The sequence below is a fragment of the Mesorhizobium sp. M0207 genome, from assembly GCF_040321995.1.
Taxonomy (GTDB): domain Bacteria; phylum Pseudomonadota; class Alphaproteobacteria; order Rhizobiales; family Rhizobiaceae; genus Mesorhizobium.
The window spans coordinates 140,504-157,098 of sequence record NZ_JAMYSQ010000011.1 but is presented as its reverse complement, the minus strand read 5'-3'; the positions used below and the strand labels follow the sequence as shown (position 1 = coordinate 157,098).

16 protein-coding genes and 1 pseudogene are annotated in these 16,595 nt (G+C 61.3%); 5 read left to right on the top strand and 12 right to left on the bottom strand.

Annotated elements, in window-relative coordinates:
* The first annotated feature begins 317 nt into the window (after positions 1–317).
* The 4 genes from NKJ15_RS17090 to NKJ15_RS17075 all read left to right on the top strand — a co-directional run bounded on the left by NKJ15_RS17090 (position 318) and on the right by NKJ15_RS17075 (position 3,139).
* Positions 318–1,637 carry a DUF2130 domain-containing protein gene (locus tag NKJ15_RS17090; protein ID WP_352503774.1) on the top strand — a complete coding sequence of 440 codons (1,320 nt, stop codon included), beginning with the start codon at positions 318–320 and terminating at the stop codon, positions 1,635–1,637.
* A 187-nt stretch (positions 1,638–1,824) separates the two neighbouring features.
* Positions 1,825–2,172, top strand: a complete 348-nt coding sequence (locus NKJ15_RS17085) for an ArsR/SmtB family transcription factor (protein ID WP_352473191.1) — start codon at positions 1,825–1,827, stop codon at positions 2,170–2,172.
* A 1-nt stretch (position 2,173) separates the two neighbouring features.
* Positions 2,174–2,680 carry an SRPBCC family protein gene (locus NKJ15_RS17080; RefSeq protein ID WP_352542528.1) on the top strand — a complete coding sequence of 169 codons (507 nt, stop codon included), beginning with the start codon at positions 2,174–2,176 and terminating at the stop codon, positions 2,678–2,680.
* Positions 2,681–2,686: 6 nt separating this feature from the next.
* Positions 2,687–3,139, top strand: coding sequence for an MAPEG family protein (locus tag NKJ15_RS17075; protein ID WP_352473188.1), 453 nt, complete (start codon positions 2,687–2,689; stop codon positions 3,137–3,139).
* 855 nt (positions 3,140–3,994) lie between these two features.
* On the opposite strand, the gene NKJ15_RS17070 is transcribed toward NKJ15_RS17075, so the two are convergent.
* The 7 genes from NKJ15_RS17070 to NKJ15_RS17040 form a co-directional block, all read right to left on the bottom strand.
* The gene (locus NKJ15_RS17070; RefSeq protein ID WP_352816344.1) at positions 3,995–4,873 is read right to left on the bottom strand and encodes an SMP-30/gluconolactonase/LRE family protein; all 879 of its coding nucleotides are present in this window, start codon (positions 4,871–4,873) and stop codon (positions 3,995–3,997) included.
* Positions 4,874–4,908: 35 nt separating this feature from the next.
* Entirely contained in the window at positions 4,909–5,871 is a 963-nt protein-coding gene (gene kce, locus NKJ15_RS17065; RefSeq protein WP_352542531.1) for a 3,5-dioxohexanoate:acetyl-CoA acetone transferase, read from the bottom strand.
* Positions 5,868–6,815: a 3-hydroxyacyl-CoA dehydrogenase gene (locus NKJ15_RS17060; RefSeq protein ID WP_352816342.1), complete on the bottom strand. Its 948-nt coding sequence runs from the start codon at positions 6,813–6,815 to the stop codon at positions 5,868–5,870. Before NKJ15_RS17060 ends, kce begins: the two co-directional genes overlap by 4 nt.
* A gap of 10 nt (positions 6,816–6,825) precedes the next feature.
* Entirely contained in the window at positions 6,826–7,632 is an 807-nt protein-coding gene (locus NKJ15_RS17055) for an SDR family oxidoreductase (RefSeq protein WP_352542533.1), read from the bottom strand.
* 13 nt (positions 7,633–7,645) lie between these two features.
* On the bottom strand, positions 7,646–9,718 hold the full coding sequence (locus NKJ15_RS17050) for an ABC transporter permease (RefSeq protein ID WP_352816340.1): 2,073 nt from the start codon (positions 9,716–9,718) through the stop codon (positions 7,646–7,648).
* Entirely contained in the window at positions 9,715–11,253 is a 1,539-nt protein-coding gene (locus NKJ15_RS17045) for a sugar ABC transporter ATP-binding protein (RefSeq protein ID WP_352542535.1), read from the bottom strand. The genes NKJ15_RS17050 and NKJ15_RS17045 overlap by 4 nt, the downstream gene beginning before the upstream one ends.
* A gap of 71 nt (positions 11,254–11,324) precedes the next feature.
* Complete coding sequence (locus tag NKJ15_RS17040; protein ID WP_352542536.1) at positions 11,325–12,452, bottom strand: sugar ABC transporter substrate-binding protein; 1,128 nt, start codon at positions 12,450–12,452, stop codon at positions 11,325–11,327.
* 230 nt (positions 12,453–12,682) lie between these two features.
* Between NKJ15_RS17040 and NKJ15_RS17035 the strand changes: the two genes are divergently transcribed.
* A complete protein-coding gene (locus NKJ15_RS17035) occupies positions 12,683–13,363 on the top strand; it encodes a GntR family transcriptional regulator (protein WP_352473177.1) in 681 nt (226 codons plus the stop codon).
* A gap of 41 nt (positions 13,364–13,404) precedes the next feature.
* Here the strand turns inward: NKJ15_RS17035 and NKJ15_RS17030 are convergent, their stop codons facing one another.
* From NKJ15_RS17030 to NKJ15_RS17010, 5 genes and pseudogenes are all read right to left on the bottom strand, one after another.
* Positions 13,405–13,584, bottom strand: coding sequence for a hypothetical protein (locus tag NKJ15_RS17030; RefSeq protein ID WP_352542537.1), 180 nt, complete (start codon positions 13,582–13,584; stop codon positions 13,405–13,407).
* Positions 13,585–13,815: 231 nt separating this feature from the next.
* The gene (locus tag NKJ15_RS17025; protein WP_352542539.1) at positions 13,816–14,322 is read right to left on the bottom strand and encodes a nucleotidyltransferase domain-containing protein; all 507 of its coding nucleotides are present in this window, start codon (positions 14,320–14,322) and stop codon (positions 13,816–13,818) included.
* 596 nt (positions 14,323–14,918) lie between these two features.
* Entirely contained in the window at positions 14,919–15,149 is a 231-nt protein-coding gene (locus NKJ15_RS17020; RefSeq protein ID WP_352542561.1) for a tyrosine-type recombinase/integrase, read from the bottom strand.
* Positions 15,150–15,259: 110 nt separating this feature from the next.
* Positions 15,260–15,388: pseudogene (locus NKJ15_RS17015) on the bottom strand (phage integrase N-terminal SAM-like domain-containing protein); the annotation flags it as partial.
* A 146-nt stretch (positions 15,389–15,534) separates the two neighbouring features.
* Positions 15,535–16,251, bottom strand: a complete 717-nt coding sequence (locus NKJ15_RS17010; RefSeq protein ID WP_352456374.1) for a pentapeptide repeat-containing protein — start codon at positions 16,249–16,251, stop codon at positions 15,535–15,537.
* Between the last annotated feature and the right edge of the window lie 344 nt (positions 16,252–16,595).

Here is a 16,595-nt window from a genome sequence, read left to right as displayed (position 1 = left end):
AGGTTCGATTCCTGTGGGATCACCACTCAGTCACAGCAAATATGGCCCAAGCTAAATTAGAGCAAGGCTAGGCGATTCCGTTACCGGCCATTCTGGTCGGTGACCCACGAGCTTTCAAAGCAGCCATCAGCATAGGCCCGACCGAAAACTCCCGGGCCCTCGCCTTCTCAGTCAGCACGCGCAGATACATCGCCGATCACATGGACTTCATGGAGCCGCAGAAAATTGGTTCACTTTTTGTTCTTTTCCGAAAACGCGTGGCGAGATATATAGTCTGGCGTGTCCTTTAACTGATTCCTCAGGGAGGCAGCGCGCAGATGACCGTCCAGCCCATCAATACCATGCTGCAGGGGGACAGGATTCTCAATGAACCGACAATCAGCTGCCCAAGCTGCAAGACGGAAATCAAGCTCAATGAGTCGCTCGCGGCCCCTTTGATTGCCGCCACGCGTGAAGAATACGAAATGCGCCTGGCGCAGAGCAAGGCATCGATGGCTGCCAGAGAAGAGGAGCTCAAGCGCCAGCAGGCCGAGATCGTCGCCGCCAAAGAGGACATCGCCAACCAGGTGGCTGGGCAAATCAAGCTTGAGCGTGCCGGAATCGCGGTCGAGGAAGCCCGCAAGGCAAAATTGCTGCTTTCGGTAGACCTGGAGGACAAGGATACGAAGCTTGCCGAGCTGGAGGCGACGTTGAAGGCGCGCGACGAAAAGCTCACCGAGGCCCAGCAGCAACAGGCGGAATTCCTGAAAAAGCAGCGTGCGCTTGACGACGAAAGCCGGGAGATGGCGCTGACCATCGAAAGGAAGATCCAGGAGGGGCTGGACGCCGTTCGCGTCAAGGCGAGGTCGGAAGCGGAAGACGGGCTCAAAATGAAGGTCGCGGAAAAGGAAGAACAGATCGCAGGCATGCAGCGTCAGATTGAGGAGCTGAAGCGCCGTGCGGAACAGGGTTCCCAGCAGCTGCAGGGTGAAGTTCTGGAGCTTCAGCTGGAAGCCCTCATTGCCGGCCGGTTCCCGATGGACGTCATTGAACCGGTTGCCAAGGGTGAGTTCGGCGGAGATGTCCTGCACCGCGTCGTCGGACCGGCCGGCCAGCCATGCGGCGCCATTTTGTGGGAATCGAAACGCACCAAGAACTGGAGCCAGGGTTGGTTGGGGAAGCTCAGGGCTGATCGGCGGGCCGCAAAGGCGGACATTGCGCTTATGATCTCGGAAGCTCTGCCTGCCGGTGTGGAAACCTTCGATCTTCTGGACGGGGTCTATGTCGCCCATCCCAAATGCGCGATGCCGATCGCAATCATGCTGCGACAATCACTCATCGAGCTGGCGAACTCCCGCCTCGCCCAGGACGGCCAAGCCACTAAAATGGAGCAGGTCTATGGCTATCTGACCGGTCCGCGGTTCCGCCATCGCGTCGAGGCCATCGTCGAAAAGTTCTCTGATATGCAGGAGGACCTGGCCAAGGAACGCAAGGCCACAACACGCCTGTGGGCCAAGCGGGAGGCTCAAATACAAGGCGTAATCGAGTCGACCGCGGGGATGTACGGCGACTTGCAAGGCATCGCTGGAAAGGTGATGCAAGAAATTGACGGCTTGCAGGTCCTGGCCATTGAAACATCTCCGCCCGGTGCCGAATAGGCAATCGGTATGCAGCTCAACAGGAAAACGATTGGCAATCTGGAGCGGCTTCCCCAGACATACCCATCGGACTCCTCGGATAGGGTAAGCAAAAGAAGCCCGCCCACCCGAGGCAATCGTCGTGCCTAGCCGACAGCCTCTTATCTAAGGTCTTGACTCGTTAATCGCCATATGGCTATATAGTCATATGGCAATATATGGACCCACCGGCGACCGTCTGAGCAAGGCATTCTCGGCCCTCTCCGATCCCACGCGACGCGCGATCCTGGCCCGCCTTGCGACGGGCGAAGCCACGGTGTCGGAACTGCTGGCACCATTCGAACTCAGTCAACCCACGATCTCCAAGCATCTCAAGGTGCTGGAGGATGCGGGTTTCATCGAACGCGGACGTGATGCGCAGCGGCGACCGCGCAAGCTGGTGACAACGGCTCTCAAGGATATTGCCGACTGGGTAGAGCCGTTTCGCAGCCAATGGGAAGACAGGCTCGACAATCTGGATCGCCACCTCGAAAAAATGGGCAAAAAGGAGAAGTAGCATGCTGGCAGGGATCGCGAACACCGACCTGATACTCGACCGGGACAAGCACACGATCATTCTGACGCGCGTGCTTGCTGCGCCCTGTGAACAGGTCTTCGAGGCATGGACGCGGCCGGAGCATGTGGCATGCTGGTGGGATCCATCAGGCGAACCGCTCGCACAATGCGAGATCGACCTGCGTCCGGGAGGGGCCTTCAGGTTCGTCAACCGGCACCCCCCTGGCGCCAACCAGTTCGCTGGCGTCTATCGCGAGATCGCACCGCCGCGTCATCTCGTCTTCGAAGCAATGGGGGCGATCGGGCGTGTCATTCTCGACGAGACTGGCGGCAAGACGTTTCTGACGGTGAGGATCGAGTGCGGCTCGGCGGAACGGTTGGAGCAATATCTGAAAATGGGCATCGACACCGGAACGGCCAAGACATTGGACAACCTTGCCGCACATATTGGCGCGATGGCACAACGGACATCCAGCTCTCCGTCAACTGCTCCGAGCAGCGGCGAGTAATATTAGATGCAACAATCAATCTGGACAGCGGCAGATGCGGCTCTGGTGGCGTATGCCATCACCTGCGTCGTTCTATGCCTTAATCTTCTGATGCTCTGGGCTTCCAGCGGGGCGATCCGCGCGAAGGGTGGCGTGGCAATCAATCCGGAGGATGGGGCTCGCTATGGTGTACCCGTGTCAGAAATTGACCCGCCAACTGTCGCGCGGCTCCTGCGCGCACACCGCAATGCCGAGGCCACGATCTATCCATTTCTGCTGCTGGGCCTGCTCTTTGTTTTCACGGGAGGAAAGGCAGCAATTGCAATTCCCATTTTCGCAATTTTTGTAGTCGCCAGGATCGTACATTCGATAGTCTATCTGAAGGCCATGCAGCCTTGGCGCACGATCGCTTTTGCAGTCTCCCTGCTCGCAATCGTTGTCCTGATGGGCGCCGTAGTCCACGATTTGCTCTTTGCCTGAGGTAGAACCGTATGTCAGTACCGAAAGCTCCAATCCTGTCGTTCACGGACGTCGTCGCCATCGAGGCCTGCGTGTCGACTAGCGAAAGACTGACGAGGACGTCTGTTTGGGGTCGAACTTGCCTATTGGGAGAGCGGACATTCGCGGACCGCCACACTGCTATAGTCAATGCTATGGATCGACTCCAGCACCTGGTGCACGCGCGGCGGCCGTGATGATTTTGTCGGGATCGTCGGTCCAGACGAAGGGCTATGACTGCAGCTTGTGGTCGATGACGAAGCGGTTGATAGCGGAAACCAACCTGCCCTCAACACAGGACTGGTGATAGCCGGCGCACCGCCTGTCGTGCTGCCGCCATCGGTGCTCTTCGTTTTCTGAAGCGCTTTTTCGTGGACTCAATCGTAAGAGCATCGTCAGGGCGACCTGCGGTTTTCCACTATTATGATCGGCTCGTGCCCGAATTTTCTACCAACGTCGCCGCGATTCGAGTATTAGGTTCGACTTATGGAGCGTCGACACGCCATCCGAAGGATCAAGGACGGGCTTTGGGAGGTCTATGACATAGACAATGAAAAGGTTGTCTTCGTGGACAGCGTAGCTCTGACCAATTTGCGGGACGAAGAGGCACTCGATGCATTGGAGTTGCTAATGGGTGGATTTCTTGTTGCGAGCAGGTTTCCAAGGCTCGCTTGATGGTTTCTCCAGGAACGCGCACGTCAGGCGAAAGCGCCTCAAGCCTCTCATTGTGGGTTCCATCAGAACCGCAGGGCACGAGTTTCCAGCGCCGGTTGCCCTGCGGCGGGAGGTTGGGGTGGCACCAAGCAGGCAGGAAGGACATCGCCATTACGCACCGATTTACGCGGCAAATCTTGGCTCGGGAACTCCCGTCACGCCGAGGCCGGTGATGGCAAAAAGGCTGCCTCGTAAAACTCCGTCGCCCGGAAAGCGCGGCAGCGGCGGCTTGGCCATCGAAGTGACGTACAGGGTGTCGAGCCTCGGCCCGCCGAACATGACGCTGGTGATGTTCTTGACGGGCATGTCGATGATGCGATCAACGCTGCCGTCGGGCGCGTAACGCACCAGCCTGCCGTCATAGACCAGCGCGTTCCAAAGGAATCCTTCCGCATCGACGGTCGAGCCGTCAGCCGCCCCGCCCCGGCTGGTATCGACACGCGTGAAGGTGCGCCGGTTGGTGGCGGCACCGGTTGCGATGTCGTAGTCGTAGGCCCAGATCTCGCCGGTCCAGGTGTCGGCGAAATAAAAGGTGCGGTCGTCCGGGCTCCAGCACGGACCGTTCGAGCAGATGATGCCGGAATCTATTCTGGTAACCGAGAAATCCGGATCGAGCCGGTAGAGTCCGCCGGAGGGTCCCTCTTCCATCGTGTCCATTGAGCCGGCGAAGAAGCGGCCGCGCCGGTCGACCTTGCCGTCATTGAGCCGGTTCATCGGCCTGTCCGGCTCCGGATCGTGAATCGGCGTCACCTCGCCGGTGGCGAAATCAAGCAGATGGAAACCGCGCTGCAGCGATACCACCGCGCCACCTCCGTCCTTGCGCAATGCCATCGAACCGATCTTCATCGGCACGTCCCAGCAACGGATCTCGCTCCCGTCGGCGGTTGCCCGAAACACACGCCCGTCGAAACTGTCGATCCAGTAGAGGCGCTCCTGTTCAACGTCCCACAGCGGTCCCTCGCCCAGCGTGGTCTTCACGTCCACCACGACTTCGATCTTCATGCCGTCCTCCTCTGTTCGAACCTTGCAGAAACCGGTCAGAACGCGACCTGATCGCCGCCCTTCAATGACAGGATTTCGCGGGCCTCGTCGGGCGTTGCCACTTCCATGCCGAGGCCTTCGACGATCTTGCGGGCGAGCACCACCTGCTCGGCATTCGACTTGGCAAGCCTGCCCCTACCGGCCCAAAGACTGTCTTCGAGCCCAACGCGAATGTTGCCGCCAAGCGCTGCCGATTGTGCCGCGATGCGCAACTGGCTGGCGCCCGCACCCAGCACCGACCAGCGGAACTGGTCGCCGAACAGGCGATCGGCGGTGCGCTTCATATGGGCGACGTCTTCCGGGTGCGTGCCGATGCCGCCGAGCAGGCCGAACACCGACTGCACGAAGAACGGCGGCTTCACCAGCCCGCGATCGGCGAAATGGGAGAGGTTATAGAGATGGGCGATGTCGTAGCACTCGAACTCGAAGCGCGTCCCATTGTCGTAGCAGGTTGCCAGTATGTATTCGATGTCCTTGAACGAGTTGCGGAAGACCAGATCACGCGTCGCTTCCAGATGCGGCTTTTCCCAATCGAACTTGAACGTCTCGTATTTGTCGGCGAGGTGATAGAGCCCGAAATTGATCGAGCCCATGTTGAGCGAGGCGACCTCCGGCTTGAATTGGGCGGCGGGGCGCACACGCTCCTCCACCTTCATGTACGGACTGCCGCCGGTGGTGATGTTGATGGCGGCATTGGTGCCTTGCTTGACGCGCGGCAGGAAACGCGCGAACGCCTCTGGCGTCTGGTCGGGCTTGCCGGTCTGGGGGTCGCGGGCATGCAGATGCAGGATCGCCGCACCCGCCTCCGCCGCCGCGATCGCCTCGCGCGCGATCTGGTCCGGCGTGATCGGTAGATAAGGCGACATAGTCGGCGTGTGGATCGCCCCCGTCACCGCGCAGGTGATAATGACCTTGCCGCTGGGTTGCTGGGCGCCGGGCTTGCGGCTTGTTTGCGTCATTGTCCAAACTCCTGATCCGACTTTTTCTTGTGCGCCGCCAGCGCCATCAGCCGGCGGTCGCGCCAGACCTGCCGTTCGCCGAGTTCTTCCCGCGGCAGGCGCTTGCGGCGCTCGGCCTCGATCGTCTCCATGACCTCGCCGGCCCAGTCGACGCGGCGCAGCATCTGCGGGAAGATGTTGGAATAGATCGCCTGATAGCGCTCGACATAGTCGCGCACACCACCGGGTGCATTGAGGTCGACCGTCTCGAACGGACCCATGAACGACCAGCGCAGCGCCAGCCCGTCGCGCAGGCCAGTGTCGACGTCCTCGACGCTGGCATAGCCGTCGGCGACGAGCCGAAACGCCTCCTCCAACAGCGCGCCTTGCAAGCGGTTCATGATGAAGCCGTCGAGCTCGCGCTTCATCACCAGTGGCGCATGGCCCGCCTCGACAAGAAACGCGCGGGTCCTTTCCACCGTTTCGGCGGAGGTCCATGGCGCCGGCACCACCTCCGCTGCCGGGATGAGATAGGGCGGATTGATCGGGTGCACGACGAGGCAGCGATGGCGCCCCTCAAGATGATCGGTGAATCTCGACGGCAACAGCGCCGAGGTGGAACTGGCGATCACCGCCTGCGGACCGGAAAGTGCGTCGATGCGGGAGAACACGTCACGCTTCACCTCGAGGTTTTCCGGCGTGTTCTCCTGGACATGGACGGCATCGGCCAGGGCCTCGCCAAGCTCCTCCACAATGGTGATGCGGCCAAGCACGGTATCGACCGCCTGTCCCCGCAGCAGATCGTTGGCGGCAAGGTCGCCGAGCACCCCAGCGATATAGTCGCGCGCACCGCTGGCCGCGGCCGGCGCCTGGTCCCACATGCGCACATCATGGCCGGCACGAGCGAAGCTGATCGCCCACGCTCGCCCGATGAAGCCGCTTCCGACAATTGCTACCTTCGCCATGATCTCCCCCTCAGAGTGTCTCGACGTTGCCGTCGACGCCGAGCGACTGGCCGGAAATGTTGATGCCCGCATCGGAAAGCAGGAAGGCCACCATCGCCGCGACATCGTATGGACTGGTCATGCGGCGCAGCGAGATGTTCTGCAGATAGCGTTGTGTCATCTCCTCGTTTGAAACGCCGAGCTGCTTTGCCCGGTCGGCAATGACCTTGTCGATGCGCGGCCCTTCGATGATGCCGGGCAAGATGGCATTGACCCTGATCCCATGCGGTCCGAGTTCCTTGGCAAGGCTCTGGGTCAGGCCGACAACGCCGAACTTGGCAGCCGAGTACGGCGTGCGGAACGCGTAGCCATGGCGGCCGGCGGCCGAAGACATCGAGACGATCGAGCCGCCGCCCGCCGCCTTGATCAGCGGCACGGCACGGCGCGCGCACAGGAACTGGCCGGTCAGGCAGATATCTATGCAGCGCCGCCAGTCTGCCGGATCGATCTCATCGACCCCGCCGGTCGGCCCGGCAATGCCGGCATTGTTGATCAGGGCGTCGAGCCCGCCGAGCTTCTCCTTTATGGTCTCGAACAGCCGGTCGACATCGTCGTCGCGTGAAACGTCCGCTTTGACTGCGCCGGCGAGTGTGAGCCTCTCTGGAGCGGCGGCCAGCGCCTCGTCGGAAATGTCGCAGATCACGACACGCGCGCCGAGCCTCGACAGCGTCTCGGCAATGGCAAAGCCGATGCCGCCGGCGCCCGCCGTGACCAGCACGCGTTGGCCTTTGAGCCCGGTCAGGAATTCGTCCGCCGATGCCGGTGCGCTGGAGCTCATTATTCCATTCCTTTCATTGAATCCGCCTTTCGCGCAGCGCCATGACCGCAGCGAGCACCACCAACCCGAACAGGATCGCCCGCGTTGCATAAGGCAGCGTCGTGCCGGCGAGCAGCATCTGCAACGCCGTCAAAAGCAGCACGCCCCCCAGCATTCCGAGATAGTGGCCGCGCCCGCCGGTGATCAGCGCACCGCCGACGACGACTACGGCGATCGAGGGCAGCAGATAGTCGTCACCCATGCCGAGGCTGGCCTGGCCGGAAAAGCCGGTCAGCATGATGCCGACGAGCCCCGCGCAGACCGCCGACAGCACATAGACGAGGATGAGCGTGCGCCCGACCGCGATGCCGGAGAGCTGGGCCGCGCGCAGGCTGTTGCCGATGCCATAAACCCGGCGGCCAAAAGGGGTGCGGCCAAGCAGCAGCACGGCAAAGACGACGAAGGCGATCATGAACAGCACCACCGGCGTCACAACGAATACCTTCCCGGTCATGAACCAGCGCAGCATCGGCGAGGAGAAGCCGGCCGGCGTACCCTGCGAGTAAAGCAGCGCGACGCCTTGCAGAATGCCGTTGGTGGCCAGCGTCATCACGATCGGCGAAATGCCGAGGAAGACGATGCCAATGCCGTTGGCAAGACCGATCAGGCAAGCTGTGAGCAGCACCGCCGGCAGTGCATAGGCAAGCGCACCATCCGAGCCGTTGACCATGCCGGCAAGCAGGATGCCCGAGAGACCGATCGTCCACGGTACAGACAGGTCGAGCCCGCCGGTGAGGATTACGCTGCCTTGCCCAAGCGCCAGGACGGCGAGGAAGCTCGACAGCACGAAAAGCGAGTTCCAGTAGGTGACGTTGACGATGGCGCGTCCGAGCCAGATCTGGGTGACGATCACGACGACGGCCAGGCAGACATAGGCCGGCAGCGCATAACGCAGCGTCTCGGCATTGCGTATATGGAAGGCCGGCTGCGGCGCCTGCTGATCGTCGGTGCTGCCACGCGCGATCCATAGCCGCCGGTCGGTGCGATCGATCTGCGAGGGCAGCATTCCGGCGCGCCATGCGGCCGACCGCGCCCGCAGCGCACGCAGTTGGCGGGCGAGCACGGAGCCATGCGACAGCGAGCCGGCAAGCACGGCAAGGATCAGGATCGTGCCCTCGGCGATCGTCGAATAATAGGCCGAGACGTTGAGTACGAGCAGGATGTTGACGACCATCATCAGGATGTAGGCGCCAAAGACGGTGCCAACCGGCCCGCCTTGACCGCCGCCCAGCCTTGTACCGCCGACGACGACCGCCGCGAACATCGACAGCAACAACGGGTTACCGACGAGCGGATCGCCGCTGCCCGTCTGTGCGCTGATGAAGACGCCGGCGAGCCCGTAGCAGCCGCCGGCTATGACATAGACCAGGAAGCGCACGAGAACGACGCGCACGCCGACTGAAGCGGCCGCGTCCGGATCGCTGCCGACGGCATAAAGCGCCGTCCCGAAGCGTGTGCCTTTTAGCCAGAACCAGCCGAGCAGGACGACGCCGATGGCCACCAGCGGCATCGGTATCCAGCCGGCGATAGCATCACCGAGATAGAAGGCGCCAAGATCGGGCGAGACGAAGCCGCCCGGCTTGTCCATGACCAGCAGTGTTACCCCCTGCAGGATGAACATGGTCGACAGCGTGACGACGATTGGCTGCATGCGCAGGACGGCGATGAAGAAGCCGTTGAAGGCGCCGACCAGCATGCCGACCCCAATTCCGGCCAAGGTCCACAGCGCGACACTGGTGCCGGTCGCCATCGGATCCATACCTTTTGCCAGGACGACATTGACCAGCGAGATCACCGCGCCGGCGGACAGGTCGAAACCGCCGGACAGGATGACCACCGTCTGGCCGATCGCCGCCAGCGCCGAGGTGGCGCCGCCGCTGGAGAGAAACGAAATGTCGAAATAGGTGAGCCGCCCGGCACTGACCAGATCGACGATGAGCAGGAGCACCGCAAAGACGATCGCCGCGATGATCGCGCCGCTGTGCCGCGCGAGAAGCCGCGTCAATGTCGCGGCCGGTGCCGCGGCGGGCAAACTCGTCACGCTCATTCCGCCGCCTCCCGGACCAACTCGCCTTGCCCCAGCGCCGGTCGCATGATCGCGCCTTCCGTGATGTGGTTGCCGGCAAGCTCCGCCACCAGGCGACCGTCATAGAGGACGAGCACTCGGTCGCATTGATGGACCAGCTCGGGAATTTCGGTTGAATGCAGAAGGATCGAGCCGCCGGCCGCCACATAGTCGCGCATCATCACATAGAGCTCGTGCTTGGTGCCGACGTCGATGCCGCGGGTTGGGTCGAAGAGCAGCAGGATGCGGCTCTCGGCGACCAGCCATTTGGCGATGGCGATCTTCTGCTGGTTACCGCCCGAAAACGCCCCCGCCCTCGTCCACATGGCGCGGTGGTCGACCTCGACCGCCGAGAAGGCGGACTGGACGGCCCGCGCCTCCTCGTGCCTGCTGATCAGGCCAAATCGGGTAAAACGCGCGACGACCGGCAGCGATACGTTTTGCCGGCCCGAGAGCTTCAGGAACAGGCCTTCGGTCTTGCGGTCCTCCGGCACCAGCCCGATCGCCATGTTGGCCTTGAGCGCATCGGCGGGCGAGCCGAGCCACACTTCGCGCCCGTCGACCAGTATATGGCCGCGCTCGATCTCGGCCATGCCGAAGCAGGCGAGGAACAGGTCGAGCTGGCCCATGCCCTGAAGCCCGGCAATGCCGAGAATCTCGCCCTTGCGCAGGTCGAAACCGACGCCGTCGAGCTTCATGCCGGTCTTGAGATCGCGTACGCCGAGCACCGGCGGACCGAAGACCGCCTCGCTTTCGGGTTTCGGCGGAAAGGTCTGGGCGATGCTGCGACCGATGATCTTTTCGATCACTTCTCCATCCGGGACGTCGGCCACCGGCGCCGTCACGATGTGACGGCCGTTTCTGAGAATGGTCAGCGTGTCGCAGAAGGCCCGCACCTCTCGTATGCGGTGGGTGATGAACACGACCGTCGTGCCGGCGGCGTTAAGTCGCGCGATGATGCCGCCCAGCCACTCGACATCGCCGCCCGACAGCGTCGAGGTCGGTTCGTCGAGCAGGAGGATGCGCGGCTTGCGATAGAGCGCGCGCGCGATTTCGATCTTCTGGCGGACGGCGAGATCGAGGGTTGCGACCTCGGCGTCAAGATCGACCGAAAAGCCGAGATCTGAAATGTGCTGGCGCACCGCCCTGCGCGCGCTCGCCCGCCTGATCAGGCCGCTCGAGCCGACAGGCGCGTAGGGCAGCAGCATGTTGTCGAGAACGCTGAGATCGCGCACCAGCGTCATTTCCTGGAAGGCTGTCTGCACGCCTTTGGCGTGCGCGGCGCGCGGCGAACCGAGTGGCGCCGGTTCACCAAGAATGGTGATTTGCCCTTCGTCGGGCCGCACCAGTCCCGACAGCAGCTTGACGAGCGTCGACTTGCCGGCACCGTTTTCGCCGAGCAGCGCGTGCACGCTGCCCGAAACGATCTCAAAGGAGACGCCATCGAGGGCGACCGTCGCACCAAACGCCTTGCGGACGCCCTCTATGCCGACAGCTGTCGATTGCGCTGACATCATGATCCCAGTCCCGGCCTGCACGGGGTGCGTGGGAGGGCCTCCAAAGCACCCCACGCCCCATTCGGAGAGCCTTACTCCTCGGGCTGGCCGACAAGGGCGGCCGCGAGACCGATTTCAGGTGTCTGGTCGGAGAAGATCGAGGCGAACCAGCCGGGGTTGGAGACCAGCGACGGTTTGAAGGCGTTACAGCCAGCCTTCATCTCTGCCCAGGTGCCTTCGTTACAAAGCTTTATCGTGTCGTTGGTGACGACCGGCAGTGGCAGGATCGTCTTCTTGGCAACCTCCTTGCCGTCAAGTGCCTCGACTGCAAGCTTAAGGGCAAGCGCGCCGGAATAGGGCGGCGATGCATAGGAGATACGCGGCGCGCCGAGCGGCGCATAGGGAGAGGCTGCGCCCTCGACCTCCGTGCCCTCCGGCAGCATCTGGATGCGCCCGCCATTGGAGCCCTCGCCGGCGCAAGGCAGCAGTTCGCTGCTCTTCTTGCCGGCCTCGAGCTGCATGGAATTGGCGGTGAAGCAGCCGACCTGCATCCACAGCCCATTTATGTCGTCCCAGCTGCGCGTCGCCAATATCTTGGAAAGTTCGGTGCGGGCCACCGCCTGGCTCCACATACCGACAGCCTCGCCCACGATCTTGATGTCGGGATGCTTGGCAAACACCTCCTTTGCGGCCTTGGTGCGCAGATCGTCGACCGAGGTGCCGGGAACGCCGGTCACTGCGATGATGTTGCCCTTGCCATTGAGCTTCTTGACCAGCCACTCCGCCGTCACGCGGCCAGCCTCTTCCTGATCGATATGGACGTTGTAGGCGCAGGGCTCTGTGATCTCGGCATCGTAGGCAAACACCTTTACCCCCTTGTCGCAGGCGTTCTTCACCACCTGGTTGAGCGCTGTCGGCGAGATCGGGAAGATCACGATGGCTTCGGCACCTGCCTGCACCATCGCGTTGATCTGCTGGATCTGGCGCTGTGCGTTCGGCCCGGCCACCTGAACCTGGAGGTCGACCTTGTCGGCCATGCTCTTGTGCGACGCCATCGCCTTGACCATGTTGGCGGCCTCGGCCTGCCAATCATTGCCGATGAAGCTCATGCTGAGAAATATTTTGTGCTTTCCGGCCGCCTCGGCCGCCGACATCCCAAAGGCGCAAACAGCCATGCCGGCAAGCAGCGCGAGCCGCCGGGCTTTCGATCCGATACCCATTCGAAACTCCTCCCAATTCAGACGACCAAATGCCTCCCAAGGGCACGAAACGTGCTCCTTGTCATTCGACGCAGCTGACCGTATCATGATTTGATCAAAGATCAATGATGAAATGCTAATGGGTAAAAGCCGGATACGCCGGCGCTTGACGCGGCAATCCGAACCTTGCATTCCGGGCACAGGCGCCGGGTAGGACAAGAGCGTCGCCGTTTGGGGAAAGGTAGGCACAGATGGCTGGGGCGGCATTCAGGAAGCCGGGCGTCGAGATTACGCCGCTGTCCAGGGAAACCCTGCAGGACAGGGTCTACCGGCACGTCACCGAGTTGATCCTCGACGGCAGTATCGTTCCAGGTGAAATGGTGACGGTGCAGAGCCTCGCAGACGCTTTCGGCGTCAGCCCGATGCCGGTTCGCGAGGCACTGCGGCGTCTGAGCGCCGCCAACGCATTGATGGTGGTTTCTGGCCGTTCGATCGGTATCCCGGCATTAAGCCGCGCGCGACTCATCGATCTCAGGAACGTCAGGTTTGAGATCGAGGCGATCGCCGCCGCATGGGCGGCCGAGCGAATGGACGATCCCAGCGTGGCGCTGCTGCGCCAGCATCTGGACGCACTCGAACAGGCCAATGCCGCCGGCGACGTCAAGTCCTACCTCAGGGCCAACTACGCCTTTCATTTCTCCATCTATCGAGCCGCGGGTTCGGAAAACATGCTCAACATCATCGAGAACCTGTGGCTGCAGATCAGTCCCTATTTCAACATGCTGCACGATTCTGGAAACTATTCGACCGCCAACCAGCACCATCAGCAGATGTTTGCAGCGCTGCGAGACCGCAACGCGGAAGCTGTCCGGGCCGCGGTTCGCGCTGACATCGACGCGGCTTTCACAGTGCTGATCAAACTGCTGAAGTAACATTCAGGTCGCCATAAGCGACATGCCGCCTCCATTGCTGATCAGACTTCCAGTTCTTTTTCCGCCCACTCCGCGAACTCTTCCAACTTGTCGAGCAAGCTCTCGGCTTCGGGTAGTGATTTTGCCCTGATTCCGTATTGAGCTTCGTCCTTCTCATGGAGAATGCTCCGCAACCGGCTGGCCTGCGCTGCAGGAAGGCGATTTCCAAGCGCATCGCGCATGGTTTTCACCACGGCCGCATGATCCGCGCGGTTGATCGTTCCTGCAAATCGGGCAGTGAGCGCACGGCGTATGCTATTGCCGCATTCACGATCTGCGACATAGCCGGATTGCCGATGTTACCCGTTTCAGACATTGCACCTCCAAACGGGCAGCCTTCAAATATGAGCGGGCGATGCGCAATCGCTCCTCGCCAAAGCCTGTCTCGACTACTTTCGTCGCACCTCTTCTGGTCATGCCAACGCCTTCTGGCGAGTTTTTGTTGCGAGTTCGTCCGGGCGTGGACCCAAGACGAGCAGGGCATTTGCTTCGACGCCGCCCCACCAAGGGTCTCCCGTGCTCGACAGCCTCGCCACATCCTGCGGAGTGAGTCCCACCACCGAGGGATTGAAGCCAAGCTCTTCACCGTGGGTCACCAGTGCCTCACGGATCTCTTGGAGCGCGCTTTCTAGCTTTTCGGATGGCGTAACCACTGCGATGTCGAGATCGCTGTCTGGACGGTCCTCGCCCCTCGCCACGCTGCCGTAAATCCAGGCCGCGAGTACGTTCGGCCGAACTGCGGAGACCGCCTCAGTGACTAAAGCGCGAATGTTGGAATACCTAAGCGCCTCCTGCTCAAAGAGGGCTTCCAGTGATGTCGCCAGTGGATGGCGATCATTCAACCGATAAAGACGAGCCCTGCCCGTTCCCTCTGAAGATACGATGCCAATCCCCTCCAAGGTTGCGAGAGCAGACCACACGCTTGCCCTCGCAAGCCCGCTACGAGCCGCAAGCACGTCGACTGCCGGATATCAAATCCGATGTTTTGTTTTCTAAACAGATGTCCTGTTATCTGAGCCTTGGCGGCTGCTGCGCCGCAATCACGAATGTATCCGAAAGATGTTGATCGCCACGTTCATCCAGTCCATCGCAGGAGCAAGAGCAAGATGCCGCTCTATCTTATCCATTTCATTATCTTTTTTTTGCTTCAGTCCGTCCAATGCCCGGTCGGAAAGACTGAATATTTCGTCAGACGGCGCTTACTCAGACATAACCTATTTTACGATTGCGCCGCCGCGACCGAAAGCCATTTGGCCACATCACATCTCTCAATGCACACACAGTGCACACGAAAGCCAACGCAGGGCCAAATCATGAATCGTTAACCGGCAAGGACGGCTTGGCGGTAGGTCGGGTTCATGAGGTCTTTGAGGCGCTTACGCTTGAGCGAGTTTGAAGGCTCGCGACGGAGCATGTTGAGCACCCCGCGGCGGATCATGGCGAGGTTGCGCGCCGAATGGTCTTTACGGACGCGGCTCTCGTCTTTGCCGTGCGACAATCAAGGCAACACGCGCTCTCAACTTGATTGTCGCGCGGCACTGCGTCCCTTGCCCTGTTCGACGCAGATAAGCATGCGTGTCGAGTCGATGTCGTCGATCTTGAGTTGCGCGACTTCGGACACGCGCAGGCCCGCGCCATAGGCGACGCCAAGTGCCGCCTTGTACTTGATGCCTTGATGCTGGATGCGGCTTCGAGCAGCCGCGCCGCTTCCTCCACGCTCAGCACGTCGGGCAGCTTGCGCTGACACCTCATGATCACCAGCGCACGCGCCAGATCCCGACGCTTCAGCGTCACGAGGGACAGGAACGGCAGTGCCGAGACCGCGCCATTGATCGTCGCAGAGCCGACGCCGCTCTCATGCTGATGCAGCTGGAATCGACGGATGTCCTCAGCCGTCGCAGTGTCGGGCGAGCGGCCAAGGAACACAGCGAAGCGCCGGACGTGACGAACGTAGTCCTGCTGGGTATGGGAGCCCAGGCCACGCATGAGCATGTCGTGCTGCATGCGCTGGCGAAGCGGAGAGATTGGTGCATCGGTCGACAGGGTAGCCATGGCGAGTTCCTCTCGCGAAGGCAGAAGTTAAAGGTTCAAATCCTGTCGGGTGCAGCATTGCACAGTTCGCTTGCCGACAACTATTCCTGCTGGAATTGACAGGGCCAATCTTCAGGCCTCGTCAAGCCAGAAGGCAACTCGGTCCGGGCGTCTCCGCAAGCCATGTTGAGCTGCCACTGGGACAGACCCGCCGAATTGGAAAGATCGACGCCCTCGATACGGGTCAGAAAGAAAAAGGCGCGGTCAAAGTCTATCGGCGCGGTGAACGTCGCTCCTCGGAAGTCCGCCCGTGCGAGATTGGCAAACGAGAAGCGGCTGCCGCTGATATCGGCGTCATGGAACTGCGCACGCCCCAATTCTGCCTTTGTGAAATCAACATTGGTCAGATTGGCGCCCTGGAAATTCGAGCGCTGTATTTCCGCGCTCGCAAACACAGCGCCCTGCGCGTCCATACGGCTGAAGTCGGTCCTGTAGGCCTCGATTCTGTCGAACCGGGCGCCTTTGGCGGTCGAGTCGGCCAGGGAAGCACGCACAAGCGTTGCCTTCTCAAGATTTGCCGCAAGGAGATTGCTGTTCCTGAGGTCGGTCGAAGTGAAATCAACACCGAACAGGTTCGCCCCGCTCAGGTCTTGTCCTTCTAGGATGAGAAGCTTCTTGTCACACTCATGCCAATTGACGCCAGGCGTCGCGGCTGCGTCGCAATTGTGAGCAGCAGTGGCGTTCTGCCAAGCAAACACAGTGCAAACCGCTAGAACCAAGCCGGATGCGCCGTAAGCTCTGGTTCGCCTCAAAGTCATTGTTGCTGGACCTCTGCTACTCGCCGACACTCAACCTTACCACATCTGCTGACACTCGAGCCACCGTGACCACCGCCGTCACAGTTAGCGCATTTCTCATATTCAAGCTTTGATGTTGATCAACCGATCAACCCGCGCGTAGGGCGCGATTTGCGAGCGCCTCCCCATATCATCGGAGGCCAGCAGAGATTCATTTGTCACCGGCCAGGCGCATCATTCCGTAGGTATGCTTGACTAAGCCGAGGAGAGCGGTCGTTCAGGCTGGCGAAGTCCCTCCGCTCTGGACGTTTGTCTCGCTAATTGGGAGCCTGCTCGGATGCTGACCGCCACCGCCGCCGTCCGCT